Raw genomic sequence first — 20,913 nt, forward strand, 5'->3', positions numbered from 1 at the left:
TTTTTTGCTAAAACAACGAATAATAACAGCAATTTGGTTAATCCCACTGGTTATGGGGGCTATCTTTTTGCTCCCGGCAAGTTATTTTTCATGGGCCTTGGTGGCGGTATTTCTGATTGCGGCAAAAGAATGGGGCCGCATTATTGACAGCCGCTGTGAGGTCACTCAATGGAGTTTTACCGCTACCCTGGCGATAGTGCTGGTGGCGATTAATCTTCTGGTGCCGGCCGATGCCGTCTGGTCCAGGGGCCAGTTACACCCCATTATGCTGGCCATCATTCTTATCGGTGCCTGTTGGTGGTTGTTCTCTCTGGTGCTGGTGATCTCCTATCCCCGCAGTGCCAAACTCTGGCAGGGCAGCCCCATGCTCAAGTCCATGTTCGGCCAGTTGACCCTGCTACCTTGTTTCGCGTCCCTGATCGCCCTCAAAGCGCTCAGCAGTCCTGCTGACCCTTATTTTGGCGGTATCCTGGTGTTTTTGGTGATGCTGACGGTATGGGCCGCTGATTCAGGGGCCTACTTTGCCGGTAAGGCGTTGGGGCGGATTAAACTCATGCCCAATGTCAGCCCGGCCAAGACCCTGGAAGGTTTGCTGGGTGGCCTGCTGACCACCATGGTGGTAGTGGCCGGGGTCAGCTATTTCTCTCCCGAACAGGAGCTTGGACTGCTGGTTGCCGTGACCCTGTTTACCGCACTTGCCTCGGCGCTTGGCGATCTGTCCGAGAGCATGTTCAAGCGCGCCGCTAAAATTAAAGACTCGGGCACCATATTGCCCGGCCACGGTGGTGTGCTGGATCGCATCGACAGCCTGACCGCAGCCTTGCCCGTCTTTACCCTTATCTATATTGCATTCTGGATGTAGTGCTATGCAAAACATGGTGATTTTAGGAGCGACTGGCTCAATTGGTGCCAGTACCCTCAGTGTGATCCAACATAATCCGGCGGCATATCATGTTTATGCGCTGGTGGCCAATACCAATGTGGACAAGATGGCCGAGTTGTGTGCGATCCACCGACCTGAAATTGCCCATATGGTTTGCCCTCAAGCGGCCAAGGCTTTGGCCGAGCGTTTGGGTGCCGGCTCGGATACCCGGGTCAGTACCGGCGAGTTCGAACTACTTGAGCTGGTGACTCACAGCCGGGTCGATACCGTGATGGCGGCCATAGTTGGCGCCGCCGGTATGATACCAACACTGGCATCAGTCAAGGCAGGTAAGCGAGTGTTGCTGGCCAACAAAGAGGCGCTGGTAATGTCCGGGCGCTTATTTATGGAAGCCACCCGCCAATCGGGCGCGACTCTGCTGCCGGTAGACAGCGAGCACAACGCTATTTTCCAATGCCTGCCGGAAGCCGTGCAGCAACAGCTGGGTTATTGCAACCTTCAAGGTGCAGGGATTTCATCGATTCTGCTCACCGGCTCAGGCGGGCCATTTTTGAGCGCCGATCTTGCCAGTCTGGCGAGTGTGACGCCGGCCCAGGCTATCAAGCATCCCAACTGGTCCATGGGGCCTAAAATTTCTGTCGATTCGGCGACCATGATGAATAAAGGGCTTGAGTATGTAGAGGCGCGCTGGCTCTTCAACGCCAGTGCCGAGCAGCTCAAGGTGGTTATCCACCCCCAGAGTGTGATTCACTCCATGGTGCAGTATCAGGATGGCAGCGTGCTGGCGCAGCTGGGTAATCCGGATATGCGCACCCCGATAGCCCATTGTATGGCCTATCCAGAGAGAATTGTCTCCGGGGTTGAACCTTTGGACTTTTTCAAAGTCGGACAATTGAGCTTCTGTGAGCCGGATTTTGCCCGCTATCCCTGTCTGGAGCTGGCAATGAGTGCCTGCGCTTCGGGCCAGGAAGCCACTACAGTGCTTAATGCAGCCAATGAAATGGCCGTCGCCAGCTTCCTTAAAGGGGAAATCGGCTTTACCGATATCGCCCGGGTCAATGAAGCTTGTTTGGCGCGTGTGCCGCAATCGCCTTTAAATTCCATAGCGGATATTCTGGCATTGGACGGCCAAAGCCGTCAGTATGCCGAGGAAGCTATCGCCGGATGCAAGTGAGGAAAATAAGGTCTGATGTTTGATTTTTTATGGAACCTGGGCGCTTTTATCGTCGCCTTGGGGATACTGATCACCGCCCATGAATATGGCCACTTTTGGGTAGCCAGGCGCTGTGGTGTCAAGGTAGAGCGTTTCTCCATCGGCTTTGGTAAGGCGATTTGGCGTCGCCTCGGTAAAGATGGCACCGAATATGTGATAGCCATGATCCCGCTTGGGGGCTATGTCAAAATGCTCGACGAACGGGTCGAGGATGTGCCCGAGGAGCTTAAAGATCAGGCCTTTAATCGCAAGAGTGTCTGGGCGCGTATCGCGATAGTCGCTGCCGGGCCGATAGCCAACTTTATCTTTGCCATTTTCGCGCTCTATATTATGTATCTCATCGGTGTGCCTTCACTCAAGCCGGTGATCAGCGATGTCAGACCCGGCTCGCCTGCGGCCGTGATGCAGATAGATGGCCCACAGCAGATAGTGGCGGTTTCCGGGCAAAAGGTACGCAACTGGGAAGAGGTGAATCTGGCGCTGGTCGGTCATATCGGCGATGACAGCATGAGCTTGACCCTGAGGCCTCTCAGCCAGGCATCTCAGCCAGATGATGGGCTTGAGCCTTCCGGACGCACCTATCAGTTGGATATTCGCAACTGGCGTTTCGATCCGGAAAAAGAATCCCCCTTCAGCACCCTGGGGCTGGATATCTTCCGTCCGGATGTGATCCCTGAAGTGGAGACGGTTACCGATGGCGGAGCGGCTGCCAAGGCCGGGGTCAAGGCCGGGGATATTCTGGTGGCCGTCAATGGTGAGGCATACAGCGACTGGCAAACCTTTGTCGGACAAATTAAAGTATCTGCCGGAAAGCCGCTGCAACTGACGGTTAAACGCGGCGGTGAGCAACAGACCTTCACACTTATCCCGGACAGCCGCAAGGGTGCCAATGGGGAAATGGAAGGTGTCATCGGCCTGGCGCCCAAAGCCCCCAAGTGGCCGGACAATATGCTGCTGGATCTGCAGTATGGCCCGCTTGAGTCTATCTCGGTGGCGGCAGATAAAACATGGCAACTTGTGGTAGTCAGCTTTAAGATGATCGCCAAGTTGTTTACCGGTGATGTTTCGGTTAAAAATTTAAGCGGCCCCATCTCCATCGCGCAGGGGGCCGGTAACAGCGCCAACATAGGGTTGGTCTATTTTCTCGGGTTCCTCGCCCTGATAAGCGTAAACCTCGGCATTATTAACCTTTTGCCGTTGCCAGTGCTGGACGGGGGACACTTGATGTATTACTTGGTGGAAGTAATAACAGGTAAGCCTGTATCCGAACGGGTACAGGAAATTGGATTCAGATTTGGGGCGGCGTTGCTGCTGATGTTGATGAGCATTGCCCTTTTCAATGATTTTGCCCGACTCTGAGCAAGGACAGACAAATAATTAGAAGTGCGCTATGCGATTGAATAAACTTTTTGCCTCGATGTTATTAGTCGGCGCGTCGTTTTCAGGGAATGGTTGGGCAGAGTCTTTCCAGCCTTTTGAAGTGACCGACATCCAAGTTGAAGGTTTGCAACGAGTGGCACTCGGTGCGGCCTTGCTGAGTTTGCCTGTCAAAGTGGGCGACACAGTCGATCAACTCAAGTTGCAACAGGCGATAAAGAGCCTGTATGCCTCCAGTAACTTTGAAAATGTTCAGGTGTCCCGCGATGGTGGGGTGCTGATAGTGTCGGTACGTGAAAGACCGACCATCAGTGCCGTGACCTTCGAAGGTAACAAGGACATCAAAGATGAACAGCTGCAGGAAAGCCTGGACGGCAGTGGTGTGAAGGTGGGCGAAGCCCTCGACCGCACCATGCTCTCGGGTATCGAGAAGGGCCTGCAGGACTTCTACTACGGCGTGGGCAAATACGGCGCCAAGGTCGAGGCTCAGGTGATTAACCTGCCTCGTAACCGGGTAGAACTCAAGTTCAAGTTTACCGAAGGTCTGGCGGCCGAAATCCGTCAGATCAACATAGTGGGTAATGAGCGTTTCAGTGATGCCGACCTTATCGGTATGCTGGAGCTCAAAGACTATGTGGCCTGGTGGGATCTGTTCGGCGAGCGCCGTTATCAGAAGCAAAAGCTGCAGGCCGACCTCGAAACCATCAAGACCCACTACCACAACAATGGTTATATCCGTTTCAAGGTGACCTCGACTCAGGTGGCGATGACGCCGGACCGTAAGGGCCTCTACATCACCATTAACGTCGATGAAGGCGACCAGTACAAGGTTAAGGAAGTCAACCTGACCGGTGAACTCATGGGCCGTGAAGAGTTGCTCAAGGGTATCTTGCCTATCAAGGCCGGTGAGCAATACAACGGCGCCGATGTTACCTTTACCGAAGAGATGTATAGCAAGTATCTGGGCCGTTTCGGCTATGCCTATCCAGAGGTGAAGACTTTCCCTGAGATCGATGATGAAACCAAGGAAGTCACCCTGAATGTTAACGTCAAGCCCGGCAAGCGTGTTTATGTCCGCTCCATCAACTTCACCGGTAATACAGTGACCAAAGATGAAGTGATGCGCCGTGAGCTGAGACAGATGGAAGGGGCTTGGTTGAATTCGGCCTTGGTCGAGCAATCCAAGGCGCGTCTCAACCGTTTGGGCTACTTTGAAACTGTCGACACCGAAACCGTGCAGGTGCCGGGCACAGACGACCTGGTGGATGTGGCCTTCAAGGTGAAAGAGCAGCCATCAGGCTCCTTTAACGCTGGTGTAGGTTATGGTACCGAGTCAGGACTGAGTCTGCAGTTCGGGGTTCAGCAGTCCAACTTCCTCGGTACGGGTAACCAGGCCGGGATTAACCTGAACACCAACAAGTACTCCAAGAACGTCAACCTGTCTTATACCGATCCTTATTTCACCAAGGATGGGGTCAGCCTGGGTGGCAGCATCTACTGGAACGAGTTCGACGCCAACGAGGCCAACCTCGAGCGTTATAAGAACAGCTCCTATGGTATTGCACTCAACAGCGGTTTCCCTATTAACGAGTACAACAGGATCAACGGCGGCATAGGTTATCGTCATAACACGATTTCTGAGATTTCCAGTTATGAGCAGGCGATCCGTTTCTATAACATTTACCGTGACAGTGATGACCCCAACTCCGACTTGAGCTTCGACAACTTTGAGCTCAGCCTCGGCTGGTATCGCAGTACCCTTAACCGCGGAACCTTCCCAACCGATGGTTCATCCCAGCGTTTGAGTGGTAAGATCACGGTTCCCGGTTCTGATCTGCAGTACTTCAAGACCGACTTTGACACCAGCTTCTACTGGCCGCTGACCCGCAGCCACAAGTTTGTGCTCTTGACCCGTGCCCGCTTGGGGTATGGCAACGGTTACGGTGGTTTCAATGAAAACGACCAAATCCTGCCATTCTGGGAAAACTACTACTCAGGTGGTTCCAGTTCACTGCGTGGCTTCAAGTCCAACTCTGTGGGCCCAAGGGCTTTCTATCTGTATCGCGGCAGCGAGCCTTGTTCACCCAATCCGGATGGTGAAGGCTGTAGCCTGCCGGGCGATCCAAACCAAGTTTACATCAGCTCAGGCCGCTCTATCGGTGGTAACGCCATCGCCACGGCCAGTATGGAGCTGATTGTGCCGACTCCTTTCCTGGATGAGGCCTATAGCAACTCAGTACGTACCAGCTTCTTTATCGATGCGGGTAACGTCTGGGATACGGAGTTTGATTATGACTCCTATCGTTTCTTGCCGGCAGATGAGTTTTCCAAGTTGGCCGATTACAGTGATCCGAGCCGTATCCGTGCTTCCTGGGGTCTTAGCCTGCAATGGCTGTCACCCATGGGCCCCATGGTGTTCAGCCTGGCCTGGCCTGTTAAGGAATACGACGATGACGAGACCGAGATCTTCTCGTTCAATATTGGCAAAACTTTCTAAATTACATAAACTCGGCAAGCATTGCTGAAGAAAAACAAGGAGTCTGACTTTGAAAAAAATGGTAAACGGCGCACTGATGACGCTGATGTTGATGGGTGCTCCCCTGGCCGCACAAGCGGAGAAACTGGCGGTTGTCGATATGGGCGCTGTGTTTGAACAACTGCCACAACGCGAGCAGATCAGCAACGCACTCAAGACTGAATTCGGCGATCGTATGGCTGAAGTACAGAAGCTGCAGGAAGACCTCCGTGGTTTGCTGGAAAAGCAGCAGCGTGATGCCGCGCTGATGAGCGAAGCGCAAAAGACCGAACTGGTTCGTAAAATGGAATCCCTGAAGGCTGACTATCAGCTCAAAGGTAAGGCGCTGGATGAAGATCTGCGTCGTCGTCAGGGTGAAGAGCAAAACAAACTGCTGGTAAAAGTGCAGAAGGCTATCAACACCATAGCTGAAAAAGAGAAGTACGACATGGTACTGCAACGCGGCGCCGTGGTTTATGTTAAGCCTGCTGCCGACATCAGCTCCAAAGTGGTTGAAGCCTTGAGCAAAGGCAAGTAAATCGATGAAGTCTTTTTCGTTGAAAGAGCTTGGCCAGCTGTTAGGGGCCGAAGTTCGTGGGGATGACAGTGTGACTGTCTCCTCTGTGGCGACACTTGAAAAGGCGCGGCCGGATCAGATCACCTTTCTGGCCAACACCAAATACCGTAGCCAGCTGGAGCAGACTCAGGCTGGTGCGGTATTGATCTCGCCTAAAGAGTTGGACGGTTTTGCCGGTAACGCCTTGGTGCTCAATGACCCTTATGTCGGCTTTGCCAGAGTTGCGCAATTGCTGGACAGCACGCCGGCCGCGGCAGAGGATATCCATCCCTCGGCGCAAATTCATCCCAGTGCCAAACTGGGTGAGGGCGTTGCAGTTGGCGCTAATGCGGTCATCGGGGCCAACAGTATTTTGGGCGAAAATGTCCAGATAGGTGCCGGTACAGTGGTTGGTCAGGATGTCATTATAGGCTCAGGCAGCCGCCTGTGGGCCAATGTCACCGTCTATCACGATGTACATTTGGGGCAAAACTGTATCGTTCACTCTGGGGCTGTTATCGGCTCCGATGGTTTCGGTTATGCCAACGAACGCGGTCAGTGGATCAAAATCCCTCAGACCGGCGGTGTGCGCATAGGTGACAGAGTGGAGATTGGCGCCGGTACTACTATAGATCGCGGCGCGATCGATCATACTGAAATCCATGATGGCGTGATAATCGACAACCAGGTGCAGGTAGCTCACAACGATATCATAGGTGCCAACACTGCGATTGCCGGCTGCACAGTACTGGCAGGCAGCGTGACTATAGGTAAACATTGTATTATTGGTGGCAACTGCGCGATTTCCGGTCATCTGAGCATTACGGATGGGGTGCACGTCACTGGCAGCACCAACATTACTAACGATGTTCGTGAACCTGGGGTATACTCCTCGGCCACTGTGGCCATGCCCAACAGGCTGTGGCGTAAAAATACGGTTCGCTTCCGTCAGTTGGACGAGCTGTTCCAGCGGGTCAAAACCCTGGAAAAAACCGTTAAACCCCAAGATTAATACCGCTGTGCGTTAAGCGGCATGAGGAAACGAGTTCGTGTCTAATCAATTAAATACAATGGATATCAAAGAGATTTTGGCTTACCTGCCACATAGATATCCATTTTTGTTGATCGATAGAGTACTGGATTTTACTCCGGGTGAAACTCTGCATGCGATCAAGAACGTCACCATCAATGAGCCTTTCTTCCAGGGACACTTCCCTGTGCAGCCGGTTATGCCTGGCGTGCTCATTCTGGAAGCCATGGCGCAGGCCACCGGCTTGTTGGCGTTCAAGACCATGAGCGACAAGCCGTCTCCGGACGTGCTGTATTATTTTGCCGGTATCGACAATGCTCGTTTCAAGCGGGTTGTTGAGCCAGGTGATCAACTGCACTTTGAAGTGAAGATGATCAAGGAACGCCGCGGGATTGGCGTTTTCTACGGCGAGGCCAAAGTGGATGGTGAGCTGGTGTGTTCAGCCGAAATCATGTGTGCCCGCAGAGAGATTAGCAAGTGATAGATAAATTAGCTTTCGTTCACCCCGAAGCCAAGATAGGTAAAAATGTCACTATCGGCCCCTGGAGCTACATAGGGGCGGATGTGGAGATCGGCGATGACTGCTGGATCAGTTCCCACGTGGTTATCAAGGGACCCAGCATCATTGGCAAGGGCAACCGGATTTTCCAGTTTGCCTCCGTTGGTGAAGATTGCCAGGACAAGAAATATGCCGGTGAACCTACCCGGCTTATCATGGGTGATAACAATATCATCCGTGAATCTGTCACCATTCACCGCGGTACGGTGCAGGACAACAGCGAGACCCGTATCGGCTCCAATAACCTGTTTATGGCCTATGTACATATCGCCCACGACTGCGTGGTGGGCGACAATGTGATCATGGCCAACAACGCCTCTATTGCCGGTCATTGCCATGTGGGTGACTGGGCTATTCTCGGCGGTATGACAGGGGTGCACCAGTTTGTGCACATAGGTGCCCATGCCTTTACTGCAGGTTGCTCTTTGGTGCTGCAGGACGTGCCTCCTTTCGTGATGGCCTCTGGCCAGGCGGCCATTCCCCGTGGTCTGAATATGGAAGGCATGAAGCGCCGCGGTTTTGCCAAAGAGACCCAGCAAGCGCTGCGCCGGGCCTACAAGACCCTGTACCGCAGCAGCCTGACTCTGGAAGAGGCCGTTGCCGCCATGGCTGAAGACGCCGCAAAAGAGCCGCAGGTACAAGCATTTGTTGATTTTGTGACCTCCTCGAATCGAGGAATTATTCGCTGACACAGTGAGAACGAATGACACAAAATAGAAAGTTAGTCTTTGCAATGGTCGCCGGAGAAATCTCCGGCGATATTTTAGGTGCCGGCCTGATGAAAGCATTGCAACAGCGCTATCCGGACGCCCGTTTTATCGGTATCGGTGGCCCCCGCATGGAAGCTCTCGGATTCGAGTCGCTGTTTGCCATGGAAGAGTTGGCCGTGATGGGAATTGCCGAGGTGCTCTCCCGCCTGCCCAGATTGCTGAAGATACGCTCGAGTCTGGTCAAACAGATAACCGCGCTGCAGCCGGATTGCTTTATCGGTATAGATGCCCCGGACTTCAATATCGGCCTGGAGCTCAAGCTCAAGGCGCACGGGATCAAGACGGTGCATTATGTCAGCCCGTCGGTCTGGGCCTGGCGCCCTAAGCGGATCTTCAAAATCGCCCGCGCTACCAACATGGTGCTGTCACTGCTGCCGTTTGAAAAAGCCTTCTACGACAAGCATCAGGTGCCTTGCACCTTCGTCGGTCACACTCTGGCCGATGAGATCCCGATGGAGAATGACAAGCGTCTTGCCAGAGAAGCACTCGGCTTGAAAGTCGAAGCCGAATATCTGGCTATCCTGCCGGGTTCCCGTGGTGGTGAGCTGAAGATGTTGGCCCAACCCTTTGTGGAGGCGGCCAGGCTGCTGAAACAGCGCTATCCGGATCTCAAGTTTATTACCCCCTTGGTGAATGAAAAACGCCGCGAGCAGTTTCTTGCCGCACTGGAAACCTATGCGCCGGATCTGGAAATTCATATGACGGAAGGGCGCTCTCGGGAAGTGATGGCTGCCAGCGATACCATCTTGTTGGCATCGGGCACCGCCACGCTGGAAGCCATGTTGGTCAAGCGCCCCATGGTGGTTGGCTATCGGGTCAGCCCTATCACTTACCGTATTGCCAAGCGGATGATGCAGATAAACCACTTCTCTTTGCCCAATTTGTTGGCCGGAAGGGAGTTGGTGCCGGAGCTTATCCAAGACGATTGCACTGCCGAGCGGATAGCCGAAGAGGTGGGTAAATTGCTGGATAAAGATAACCGGCCGTTGCTGGCCGAGTTTACTAAGCTGCACAGCCTGCTGGCCTGCAACGCCAGTGAAAAGGCGGCCCAGGCGGTTGTGGCCTTGCTCGATAAAAAAGCCGAGGAAAGATGACAGTCTATAAGCAACTCTCGGAAGCCGAAGCGCAGCTTTTGTGCCAGGGGCTGGTCGCTGGGGTAGATGAAGTGGGGCGTGGCCCCTTGGTCGGCGATGTGGTCACCGCGGCGGTGATCCTGGATCCCGCCAATCCAATTAGCGGCCTTAATGATTCCAAGAAGCTCAGCGAAAAGAAACGCGATGCCCTCTATGAAGAGATCCTGGCCAAGGCGCTGGCGGTCTCAGTCGGTCGAGCCAGCCCGGCGGAAATCGATGAGCTCAACATACTGCATGCCACCATGTTGGCGATGCAGCGCGCCGTGGCGGGCTTGAACGTGCGTCCCGAGAAAGTCTTGGTAGATGGTAATCGGACCCCGGATTTTGGCCTGCCTTCAGCCGCGGTGGTTAAGGGCGATGGCTTGATCCCTGTCATCAGCGCCGCCTCTATCATAGCCAAGGTCACCCGCGACCGGGAGATGGCCGAGCTTGACAGTCGCCACCCTGAGTATGGTTTTGCTGCCCATAAGGGCTACCCCACCAAGGCGCATTTCGAAGCCTTGAGTCAACACGGTGTCTTGCCTGAGCACAGACGCAGCTTCCGGCCGGTACGCGAATGGCTGGAGCAGCATTCATAAGCCGTACTGAAACCTAAAGATGCAACCAAAAGGGCAGCAGCGGCTGCCCTTTTTTGTGGCTCTGACATGGCGTAATCACAACGGCTATACCTGCGTTGTTGCCAAAACGTCAGCTTCGTTTCCCAAAACCGTGCTTGGCTTACCCCTTTGAATTGGTAAATTTCTGCCCCACATCTGCAATATGTGATCTGCTGATGTAGACGTCAAGTTTATGAAAGTGTTAAATAATGTCTCTTTTTGGTTGCCTGTCGCAATTAATCTATACCGCGCACTGGATCGGGTAACCACAGCTGTACCGTGGTGGCGGTAGAGGAATATTTTGCATTGGAGGCAGTAGCATGGAGCATTCTTTACCTTATGATCCCGTTCATAAGGAGCGTTTTTGGCGTTCAGCGGTGGCGGATATTCGGCCCGAGACTGAGCTTTTTCGTGAGCTCATCCCCAGGCTCCCCATTGATACCAAACAACAACTCTCTTCGGCAGGTTCCTGTTTTGCCCAGCACATAGGAAATTGGCTGGAACAGCATAACTACTCTTATCTGCGCAGTGAGCTAAACCCAGATGTGACATCCAGTTTTGCCTTTGGCAACCTGTATAACGCCCGTGCTTTGTTGCAATGGTTTATCAAGGGGGAACAGGAACTTGCTCAGTACAGCATCTATTTTGATGAAGAAAACCAACGCTATTACGACTTACTGCTGCCGACAAGCAAGGAAGGCTACTCCTCCCGGGAGGCATTGCTCGAATATCGTCGCAAGGTCGTGGCCGAAACCAAACGCCATATTGCCGCAAGTAGCAGCTTTATTTTCACTCTGGGGCTGATTGAAACCTGGGTCGATCCCAATGGGGTTTGTTATCCCTTCTGTCCTGGAGTCAAACTGGGCGAGTTTGACCCTGATTGTTACCGGCTCAAGGTCTTTGATTACGAAGAGGTCTACATCGATCTCGACCGGCTGTTGCAGCAACTCAAGTGCATCAATCCAAAGCTGAAATTGATATTGACTGTATCTCCTGTGCCCCTCACAGCCACGGCCACTGAAGAACATGTGTTGGTGGCCAATGGTCATTCCAAGTCTGTTTTACGGGCCGTCGCCGGCAGCTTCTGCAAGGATGTCGCCGATGCCAGTTACTTTCCCTCCTATGAGTTGATCACTACCTCCTTGCCTGCGGATTTCCGGTTTCTGGACAACAGGCGCACAGTTTCCAAAGAGGGGGTCGGCTATGTGATGCGTCACTGGTCCAAGGCGTTGGCCTGCGAGGAAAACCTGGTTGCCAATCACCTTGAAGCCGATTGTGACGAAGAGTTGCTGGATGCCTTGCAAAGAACCGCCACAGGTGCCAAGGTCACGGCCGATACCCTGACACTGATTGGCGACAGCCATATGGGGAAACTGGCCAAGGCGTTTGAACATCTGGGGCAAGCTTTCTGCGGTGGCATGGTGATGAATGGCTCGGGATTTGCCCAGCATAAATTTGTACTGAGTCCGGAGAGTGACATCATGGTACCGCTGGAGAGTGCCGATTCGAGAAAGCTCTGGCAGCCGATCCTGGCCAACCTGGATGCTTTGGTAAAATCGGAGAAACTCGCAGACTCTGTTGTCTTGACCAATATAGGGCTACAGACGCACCAGACAGTTTCCATGTTTATTGAATGGATGCGGAATTCCAGAGCCGAAAAACTCAAGGATATTGAACTCAGCGACTATGTCGACTTCTTCAATGAACAGATGCAGGAGCAGATGACCATAGTGTTCAGGCTCAAAGAGCAGGGGCACAGAGTTGTGGTGATCTCAGATACCCCGTTCGTTGAGTATTTTGAAGAGTCCAAGTCAATGGCACCATTTGTGCTGGCTTATATGGATGCCATGGAATATGTCTGGGATCAGATGGGGGTTGAGTTCCTGCACGCCGCCCGTCATTTCAACGAAACCATAACCGATCCTTTGGCCTATGCTTCAGAGCTGGTTTATGCCGATGGCCAACATGATTGGTTCCATGGTGGAGCGCCTTACTACGATTGGCTGGCGCGACAAATTAACGCCCTTCTGTAACTTCTTAACCCGGGCGCTGTCATTGATGGCGCCCCCAATCCATGGTTTGTCTCGCTGCTGATTTAACCGCTGCTTCGCAATACATTGTCCCTTGACCTGCCATGTCATGGCTTGCTGCCTTTGTGCAGTGTATATGCCGTTTAGCTTGGCAGTAGTGCAATGCCAATCCCGCCATTTATACAACTTTTATACAAACCCTGCGGATATTTACACCCCGTTTTTATACCGGTTTTCATAAGCTTTGACCCTGAAATTAAAGTCTTTTTCAGGAGATATTCACTATGGCTGTTATGGAGTGGGCCGCTTTACTGCTGGCCTTGGGATTATTTGGCTATCTGTTTTTTGCCCTGATGCATCCAGAGGATTTCTGACTATGTTGACTATGGAATCCTTAGGTTTGCCGGCGATTTTTCTAGGGCTCTTGTTGGCGGTATCCCTATTGTTGGCAAAGCCGTTGGCGCTATTGATCCTGCATCAAAAGCTTTTCAAACGCGAGGCGGCGCTATGGTCCGGGATGACCGCGGTATTTGAGGAGATGAACTGGCGCCAATATGCGGCGGCGCTCTTGTGTTTCAACGCCCTTGGCGCCCTGTGCCTGATGCTTATCCTGCTGTTGCAGCAACACCTGCCGCTTAACCCGCAAAACCTGCCGGGGATGGATTGGCAACTGGCGTTCAACACCTCAATCAGCTTTGTGACCAACACCAATTGGCAGGCCTATTCGGGCGAAACCAGTCTCAGTTATTTCAGCCAGATGGCGGGGCTGACGGTGCAGAACTTCTGCTCGGCCGCCACGGGTATGGTGGTGGCCTTTGCCATTATCAGAGCCTTGACAACCAAGGGGCAGACTATGCTCGGCAACGCCTGGTTGGATTTGCTGAGGGTGAACCTCTATCTGCTGTTGCCTCTGGCCTTGTTGATCTCCCTGTTGTTGGTGCAGCAGGGCGTCATTCAGAATCTTGCCGCTTATCTGCCGGTGACCGGGTTGGAAGGGCAACAACAGCTGTTGCCCATGGGGCCGGTAGCATCCCAGGAAGCGATTAAGATGCTGGGTACCAATGGCGGCGGTTTCTTTGGCGCCAATTCGGCGCACCCCTTTGAAAATCCCACGGCGCTGAGCAATCTGCTGCAGATGCTGAGTATTTTCCTGTTGCCCTGCAGCTTGGTTATCGCCTTTGGTCTCTGCGCCGGGGATTGGCGCCAGGGGGCGAGTATTCTGGGGTGTATGGCATTGGTGTTTGTGGTGGCCTTCCTATGGATAAATCACTCTGAGCTGCAACTGCAGCAGATGGCCGACATTCACTTCCCCGGCAATATGGAAGGCAAGGAGACCCGCTTTGGCATCGGAGCAAGCAGCCTGTTTGCCACTGTCACCACGGCAGCTTCCTGCGGCGCGGTGAATGCCATGCACGACTCCTTTACCGCGCTTGGCGGCATGATGCCCATGTGGTTGATGCAACTTGGCGAGGTGATCTTCGGCGGCGTTGGCAGCGGTTTTTACGGCATCTTGTTGTTTGTATTCCTGACAGTGTTTATTGCCGGACTGATGATAGGCCGCAGCCCCGAGTATCTGGGCAAGAAGATTGAAACCCGGGAGATGAAACTCGTCTGTCTGGCTTTGCTCTGTTCGCCTATGATAGTGCTGTCCGGCGCGGCGCTTGGCTTGGTGCTCTCTCCCGAGTCGCTGCAGGAAACCGGCCCCCATGGCTTCAGCGAGCTGCTGTACGCCCTGTCATCGGCGGCCAACAACAACGGCAGCGCCTTTGGTGGCTTCAACGCCAATACGCCTTTTTACAACCTTCTGCTGGCGGCGGCCATGCTACTTGGGCGCTTTGGCGTGATCCTACCTGTGCTGATGATAGCCGGCAGTATGGCTGCCAAACCCGCCCAAGAGGCAGGCCCAGGCACCTTGCCCACCCATGGCTGGTTGTTTGCCAGCATGTTGCTGGGAACCCTCTTGCTCTTTGGCGCCTTGACCTTTATTCCGGCATTGACTCTCGGGCCTGTGGCGGAGCAGCTGACTTTCCCGTTGCCGCAAGCACTGCCGACAGCTCAATGAATTCAGGGAGAAACAGACAATGAAAACCTTCAGTTTTGATATAACGCCTGATCATCCAAGAGAAACAGGCTGCAACAAGCGTCATCCCGTGCTGCAGATAGATGCCGCCATGCTAAGGCAAACGCTGCTAAGCGCGCTGACCAAGCTGGACCCCAGAGTGCAGCTGAAGAACCCCATCATGTTTGTGGTCTATGTCGCCAGTATCCTTCTGTCGCTGGAGGCTGTGGCCATAGGCTTGGGTTGGCGCGCCGGAAATCCCTGGTTCAGTGGTATTATCGCCATCTGGCTGTGGCTGACCTTGCTGTTTGCCAACTTTGCCGAGGCACTGGCCGAGGGACGCAGCAAGGCGCAGGCCGACAGTCTGCGGGGGCTTCGACGCAGCAGCTGGGCCAACAAGCAGACAGACAAGGGGCTTGAGAAAGTGCTCGCCGATACCCTGAAGTGCGGTGATATCGTGCGGGTGGAAGCCGATGAGATCATTCCCTGCGACGGGGAGATTATTCAAGGGGTTGCCTCTGTGGATGAGAGCGCCATTACCGGTGAGTCGGCACCCGTTATCCGCGAGTCCGGCGGCGACTTCAGCTCTGTGGTGGGTGGAACCCGGCTGTTGTCAGACTGGCTGGTGGTGCGCTGTGCCCAGGAGAGCGGCAATACCTTTCTCGATCGCATGATTGCCATGGTGGACGGCGCCAAGCGGCGCAAGACCCCCAATGAGGTGGCGCTGAATATTTTGCTGATCACCCTGACGCTGATTTTCCTGTTGGTCACTGTGACTCTGGCGCCATTTTCCGCTTATGGTGCCATGGACAGCGGCGGCGAGCCTATCTCGATGACGGTGCTGCTGGCGCTGCTCATCTGCCTCATCCCCACTACCATAGGCGGGCTGCTGTCTACCGTGGGTATCGCCGGCATGAGCCGCATGATAGGCGTCAATGTGATAGCCACTTCGGGAAGGGCGGTGGAAGCCGCCGGTGATGTGGATGTGCTCTTGCTGGACAAGACAGGCACCATCACCCTGGGCAATCGCCAGGCGAGTGATTTTCTGCCTGTGGCCGGTATAGCTGAGGAGGCATTGGCCAATGCGGCGCAGCTGGCCTCTCTTGCCGATGAAACCCCGGAGGGGCGTAGCATAGTGGTGCTGGCAAAACAGAAGTTTGCCATCCGGGAGCGCAGTCTTGCCGAGCTCGACGCCAGTTTTATTCCCTTTACTGCCCAAACCCGCATGAGCGGTATCAATCTGGGGACGAGGCAGATACGCAAAGGCTCTTTCGATGCCATCAGCCAATATGTGAAAGCCAACGGCGGCGAGGTTCCCAAAGAACTGGGAGCCCTGGTGGATAAGGTGGCCAAGCAGGGCTCCACTCCTCTGGTGGTGGCCGAAGGCAACAAACTTCTCGGGGTGATAGCGCTCAAGGACATAGTCAAAGGCGGTATCAAGGAGCGCTTTATCCAGCTGCGCAAGATGGGCATCAAAACCGTGATGATCACCGGCGATAACCCGCTCACCGCTGCGGCCATTGCCGCCGAGGCCGGGGTGGATGAGTATCTGGCCGAGGCCACGCCCGAAGCCAAACTGGCGCTGATTCGGCAATACCAGAATGAGGGGCGCCTGGTGGCCATGACAGGCGATGGCACCAATGATGCGCCTGCGCTGGCACAGTCGGATGTGGCATTGGCAATGAACTCGGGCACCCAGGCGGCCAAGGAGGCCGGCAATATGGTGGATCTCGACTCCAACCCCACCAAGCTTATCGAAGTGGTGCATATCGGCAAACAGATGTTGATGACCCGTGGCTCGCTCACCAGCTTCAGCATAGCCAACGATCTGGCCAAGTATTTTGCCATCATTCCCGCGGCCTTCAGCACCACCTTTCCGGCGCTCGAGAGCCTCAATCTGATGCGACTGCACTCGCCCGAGTCGGCGGTCATTTCGGCGGTGATCTTCAATGCGCTGATCCTGGTGGCACTGTTGCCGCTGGCGCTCACGGGCGTGCGTTATCGCGCTATGGCGGCCGCTGCAGTGCTCAAACGCAACCTGTTGTTTTATGGGGTTGGCGGCCTACTGTTGCCCTTTGTTGCCATTAAAGTCATAGACGCATTGCTTGCCGCCACTGGCTGGATCTGATTGGAGTATGTTATGAAAACCTTGAAAATGGGCTTGTGGGTATTTGGCGTTATCTTTGTCGTGACCGGGTTGGTCTATCCGCTGCTGGTAACTGTTGGCGCCACGGCACTGTTCCCGCACCAGGCGGGAGGCAGCATAATAGAGCGAGATGGTGTCTTACTGGGCTCAGAGCTTATCGGGCAGGAGTACAAGACGGACGGTTTTTTCCATGGCCGCGCTTCGGCCTCGGCTTATGACGCCCTCGCTTCCGGTGGCAGTAACCTGTCGCCCCACAGCCGTGAGCTGCAATCCCTGTGGCAGCAGCGAGCCGCTGCCTTGAATGCCCACAACCCTGGAAATTCGTCTGTGCCTGGGCTGCTGGTCACTGCCTCCGGCAGTGGTCTGGACCCCCATATCTCACCCGAGGCCGCCTACTGGCAGCTGGGGCGAGTCGCCAAGGCGAGAGGGGTATCAGAGGCGCGGTTAAAGGCACTGATTGACAGCCATATTCGGCAGCCGCCCTTGCCCTTTATCGGCCAGCCCACGGTCAATGTATCATTGCTGAACCTGGCATTGAGCAAAATGGAGTAATCACTTGTCAGAAATCAGGCCCAATGCCGATTTGCTGCTACAGCAACAGCCGTCCTCCCGGGGGCGGCTCAAAATCTTCTTCGGTGCCTTTGCCGGAGTGGGCAAAACCTATGCCATGCTCAGCGAGGCTCGCAGGCTAAGACTGCAGGGGCTGGATGTACTGGCCGGATTGGTGGAAACCCACGGCAGAGATGAGACGGCGGCCTTGCTCGAAGGCCTGGAGCTGCTGCCGCCCAAAGAGCTGAGCGTAATGCACAGGTGTTATCAGGAGTTTGATATCGATGCCGTGCTTGCCCGGCACCCGGCGCTGGTATTGGTCGATGAGCTGGCCCACAGCAACGCTCCGGGATGCCGTCACCGCAAACGCTGGCAGGATGTCAAAGAGTTGCTGGATGCCGGTATAGATGTGTTTACCACAGTCAATGTGCAGCATCTGGAAAGCCTCAACGATCTGGTGGGTGGCATTACCGGTATCAAGGTGTCGGAAACCCTGCCGGACTCAGTGTTTTATGAGGCCGACGAAGTGGTGCTGGTGGACCTGCCACCCGATGACCTGATGCAGCGAATGCGTGAGGGTAAAATCTATCTCTCATCCCAGGTGGAAAGGGCGATAGAAAACTTCTTCAACCGTCAGAATCTCACCGCGCTCAGGGAGTTGGCCCTCAACGCCACCGCCGAGCGGCTGGAGCAGCGCAGGCGTCAGGACAATGAGCCCGGCCTCAGGGGCGGCCTGCTGCTGGGGCTGACCCATGGTGAGCAGCAGGAGAAGCTTATTCGCCACGCCATGCGTCTGGCCAAGCGCCTCAACTGCCACTGGTATGCCCTGCATGTGGAAACGCCCGAGGCGCAGCAGTGGGATGACAGCAAGCGGCAACAGCTGCAGGATAACCTCAAGCTGGCCGAGAGCCTGGGAGCCGAGACCGCGACTCTGGTGGATCATGATATCTGCCACGGCTTGCTGGAATTTGCCGGCGAGCACAGGTTGGAGCGGATCCTTATCGGCCACCATAGCGGCAAGCGGCAGCTGCCATGGCGCCGGGAGCTGGGCCAGCGTTTGAGAAAGCGCGCCGCAGACGAGGAGATTATCAGCCTCAACCTTGATCAAGCCACTAAGCAGCCCAAGGCCGCCAATCCCATAGCCTGGCCAAGACTGCGCCCTGCGAATATTGCCCTGGCTCTGGGTATGTCGGCCTTTTGTACCTTGCTTGGCTATTGGCTGGCGCCCTGGTTTCACGCCACCAACATAGTGATGATCTACCTCTTGGGCACTGTCTTGCTGTCGCTTAGGCTCGACAGAATGAGCGCCTTGTTGGCAACTTTGGTCAATGTGGCCTGCTTTGACCTCTTCTTTGTCGAGCCCAGGTTCTCCTTCTCGGTTGCCGATGCCCAATATCTGATGACCTTCTTCGCCATGGCCATAGTCAGTATCGCCATCACCCAACTCATGCATACCACGCGTATTCAGGCGCAAATGGCCCGGCAGCGGGAGCTGCGCACCTATCAGCTGTTTGAGATGTCGCAGCAACTGGGCTCGGCGCAAACCGAGCGGGAGATGGCAGCCATCGCCCAGCAGCATATCGGCAAGAGCTTCGCCGCGGCGGTGGCGGTATTGAAGGCCGAAGAGCAGGGGACCTTGCTGTTGACCAAGGGTTTTACCCGTTATGATTCAGCCATTGCCAAGTGGAGCATAGCCAACAACTGCGCAGCTGGCGCCGGAACAGATACCCTGCCCAATGCCGGTTGCTACTATCAGCCGGTAGCGATAGAGCAGCGGGTGCTGGCCATGGTGGTGCTCGAGCCTGTGAGTCTCAGCGGTTGGCTGGCACCTGAGCAGCAAAGGCTGCTCAATGCCTTTGTTTGCCTGTTGGCGCAGGCGCTTGAGCGGCTCGAGCTGGCCAAGGCCTCCAAGCAGGCGCAGTTGAATGTGGAAACCGAAAAGATGCGCAGCACCATGCTCTCTTCCCTGTCCCATGACTTGCGCACTCCGCTGACGCTTATCCGCAACCAGAGCGACAGCCTGGTGACCAGTCTGGCGCCTTTCCCCGAACAGTGTCAGCAGGCGCGCCAACTGGCGCAGCGGATAGGTGAAACCATTCGGCTGACCAACAATGTGATGGAGATGATCCGCCTCGAGTCGTGCCATTTTATTTTGCAGCTTGACTGGCAGGATCTGGAGGAGATCCTCGGGGTGACGCTAAGGCAACTGGAACCCAGAACCCAGATTCGGTTGAATATCCCTGCCGAGCTGCCGCTTATCTATTGCGATGGCAATCTCATTCAGCGGGTGCTGTTGAATCTTTTGGAAAATGCATTTAAATATGGTCCGCCGGAGGTACAGATAAACATCAGTGCCCAGTTGGATGCCGAGCAGTTTTATATCGAAGTGGCCGACAACGGGCCCGGGCTTCCCACAGAGGATGCCAGTTGGCTGTTTACCAAGTTTGAGCGCGGCAACAAGGAGTGTGGCATTCCCGGGCTGGGGCTCGGCTTGGCCATCTGTCAGGCGATAGTCTCGGCCCATGGCGGCCGTATCTGGGCCCATAACCGCGAGCAGGGCGGTGCCGTGTTCACCTTCAGCTTGCCCTATGTTTCACCGCCCGAGATGTGCGGCGAAGAAGAGTATTTACCCGAGCAGGAATCCAGTTATGCCAGCATTGATTGAGCCGCAGCCGTTTCATCACAGAAGGGTATTGGTGATAGATGATGCCCAGGAAATCTGTCAGTTTGTCAGTAAGGCCTTGCAGCAGCTGGGGCTTGAGGTGTTCACCGCTCACTCGCTCAATCAGGGTTTGATGGAGGCCTCGACCCGGCAGCCGGATACTGTGATCCTGGATCTCGGTTTGCCCGATGGCGACGGCCAGAGCTTTATTCCCCGTTTTCGCAGCTGGAGTGATGCCCCTGTAATAGTGCTGTCGGCCCGCAGCGATGAAGCCGACAAGGTGCAGGCGCTTAACAGCGGCGCCGACGATTACCTGTGCAAGCCCTTCGGCATAGAGGAGCTGCTGGCCCGGGTGCGGGTGGCGTTGAGGCGACACTTACGCCACAGCCATGAGCCTGAAGCTCAGGTGCAGCTGGGAGAGGTCTTGTTCGACCGCCGCCGTCAGCAGCTGAGCCGTAACGGCGAGCCCGTGCATCTGACCAAGACGGAATTAAAGCTCCTGAACGCCCTGCTGGAGCAGCCGGGCAAGGTGTTGACTCAACAGAGCCTGCTGAAACAGGTCTGGGGGCCGACATTTGTCGAGCATGGCCACTATGTGCGCACCTATATGAAGCATCTGCGCAATAAGATAGAAGCTGAGCCCGCCAACCCCAAATACCTGCTCACGGAAATCGGCATAGGTTATCGCCTCGTCAGCGGTAAATAATGGAGAGGCCCGGCTCGGCTTCAGGCCTTAGTTTTTGATTTTGTCGCAAAAGCCGCCAGATAACGCCTTTGGCGTGATTTTGCCGGCAAGGCGGCCGGTTTTAACTTTGGTGAACCTCTTCCGGCGTGT

General features: G+C 54.9%; 17 protein-coding genes. All 17 read left to right on the forward strand.

All coding sequences use genetic code 11. The annotated features are described in order from the left end of the window. The first annotated feature begins 4 nt into the window (after positions 1-4). The 17 genes from ACSHSR_RS06380 (at position 5) to ACSHSR_RS06460 (ending at position 20,784) form a co-directional block, all read left to right on the forward strand. Positions 5-862 (forward strand): phosphatidate cytidylyltransferase, encoded by an 858-nt coding sequence (locus ACSHSR_RS06380; protein WP_044734898.1) that lies wholly within the window; start codon positions 5-7, stop codon positions 860-862. 4 nt (positions 863-866) lie between these two features. Beyond that, complete coding sequence (gene ispC / locus ACSHSR_RS06385) at positions 867-2,057, forward strand: 1-deoxy-D-xylulose-5-phosphate reductoisomerase (protein WP_107006184.1); 1,191 nt, start codon at positions 867-869, stop codon at positions 2,055-2,057. Positions 2,058-2,072: 15 nt separating this feature from the next. Further along, positions 2,073-3,455, forward strand: coding sequence for a sigma E protease regulator RseP (gene rseP / locus ACSHSR_RS06390; RefSeq protein WP_208190825.1), 1,383 nt, complete (start codon positions 2,073-2,075; stop codon positions 3,453-3,455). A gap of 31 nt (positions 3,456-3,486) precedes the next feature. After that, positions 3,487-5,970, forward strand: coding sequence for an outer membrane protein assembly factor BamA (bamA, locus tag ACSHSR_RS06395; protein ID WP_025887252.1), 2,484 nt, complete (start codon positions 3,487-3,489; stop codon positions 5,968-5,970). Positions 5,971-6,028: 58 nt separating this feature from the next. Beyond that, entirely contained in the window at positions 6,029-6,526 is a 498-nt protein-coding gene (locus ACSHSR_RS06400; RefSeq protein WP_044735892.1) for an OmpH/Skp family outer membrane protein, read from the forward strand. 4 nt (positions 6,527-6,530) lie between these two features. Continuing rightward, a complete protein-coding gene (gene lpxD, locus ACSHSR_RS06405; RefSeq protein WP_107006181.1) occupies positions 6,531-7,556 on the forward strand; it encodes a UDP-3-O-(3-hydroxymyristoyl)glucosamine N-acyltransferase in 1,026 nt (341 codons plus the stop codon). Between the two features lie 37 nt (positions 7,557-7,593). Then, entirely contained in the window at positions 7,594-8,055 is a 462-nt protein-coding gene (fabZ, locus tag ACSHSR_RS06410; protein WP_025010987.1) for a 3-hydroxyacyl-ACP dehydratase FabZ, read from the forward strand. Beyond that, complete coding sequence (lpxA, locus tag ACSHSR_RS06415) at positions 8,052-8,822, forward strand: acyl-ACP--UDP-N-acetylglucosamine O-acyltransferase (RefSeq protein WP_025010988.1); 771 nt, start codon at positions 8,052-8,054, stop codon at positions 8,820-8,822. The genes fabZ and lpxA overlap by 4 nt, the downstream gene beginning before the upstream one ends. A 14-nt stretch (positions 8,823-8,836) precedes the next feature. Continuing rightward, positions 8,837-9,997, forward strand: a complete 1,161-nt coding sequence (lpxB, locus tag ACSHSR_RS06420; RefSeq protein WP_071238228.1) for a lipid-A-disaccharide synthase — start codon at positions 8,837-8,839, stop codon at positions 9,995-9,997. After that, positions 9,994-10,614, forward strand: coding sequence for a ribonuclease HII (gene rnhB, locus ACSHSR_RS06425; RefSeq protein ID WP_025010990.1), 621 nt, complete (start codon positions 9,994-9,996; stop codon positions 10,612-10,614). Before lpxB ends, rnhB begins: the two co-directional genes overlap by 4 nt. Positions 10,615-10,952: 338 nt before the next feature. After that, complete coding sequence (locus ACSHSR_RS06430; protein ID WP_479631351.1) at positions 10,953-12,665, forward strand: GSCFA domain-containing protein; 1,713 nt, start codon at positions 10,953-10,955, stop codon at positions 12,663-12,665. A gap of 281 nt (positions 12,666-12,946) precedes the next feature. Continuing rightward, positions 12,947-13,036 carry a K(+)-transporting ATPase subunit F gene (kdpF, locus tag ACSHSR_RS06435; protein WP_071238225.1) on the forward strand — a complete coding sequence of 30 codons (90 nt, stop codon included), beginning with the start codon at positions 12,947-12,949 and terminating at the stop codon, positions 13,034-13,036. Positions 13,037-13,038: 2 nt separating this feature from the next. Further along, positions 13,039-14,724, forward strand: a complete 1,686-nt coding sequence (gene kdpA, locus ACSHSR_RS06440; RefSeq protein ID WP_418068708.1) for a potassium-transporting ATPase subunit KdpA — start codon at positions 13,039-13,041, stop codon at positions 14,722-14,724. A 19-nt stretch (positions 14,725-14,743) separates the two neighbouring features. Continuing rightward, the gene (gene kdpB / locus ACSHSR_RS06445; RefSeq protein WP_144132634.1) at positions 14,744-16,849 is read left to right on the forward strand and encodes a potassium-transporting ATPase subunit KdpB; all 2,106 of its coding nucleotides are present in this window, start codon (positions 14,744-14,746) and stop codon (positions 16,847-16,849) included. A gap of 12 nt (positions 16,850-16,861) precedes the next feature. After that, positions 16,862-17,419, forward strand: a complete 558-nt coding sequence (gene kdpC, locus ACSHSR_RS06450) for a potassium-transporting ATPase subunit KdpC (RefSeq protein WP_208124950.1) — start codon at positions 16,862-16,864, stop codon at positions 17,417-17,419. 4 nt (positions 17,420-17,423) lie between these two features. Next, positions 17,424-20,081 carry an ATP-binding protein gene (locus ACSHSR_RS06455; RefSeq protein ID WP_208169912.1) on the forward strand — a complete coding sequence of 886 codons (2,658 nt, stop codon included), beginning with the start codon at positions 17,424-17,426 and terminating at the stop codon, positions 20,079-20,081. Further along, entirely contained in the window at positions 20,065-20,784 is a 720-nt protein-coding gene (locus ACSHSR_RS06460) for a response regulator (RefSeq protein WP_025887259.1), read from the forward strand. The genes ACSHSR_RS06455 and ACSHSR_RS06460 overlap by 17 nt, the downstream gene beginning before the upstream one ends. The last annotated feature ends 129 nt before the right edge of the window (positions 20,785-20,913 follow it).

This window comes from Shewanella sp. VK101, from assembly GCF_056497865.1.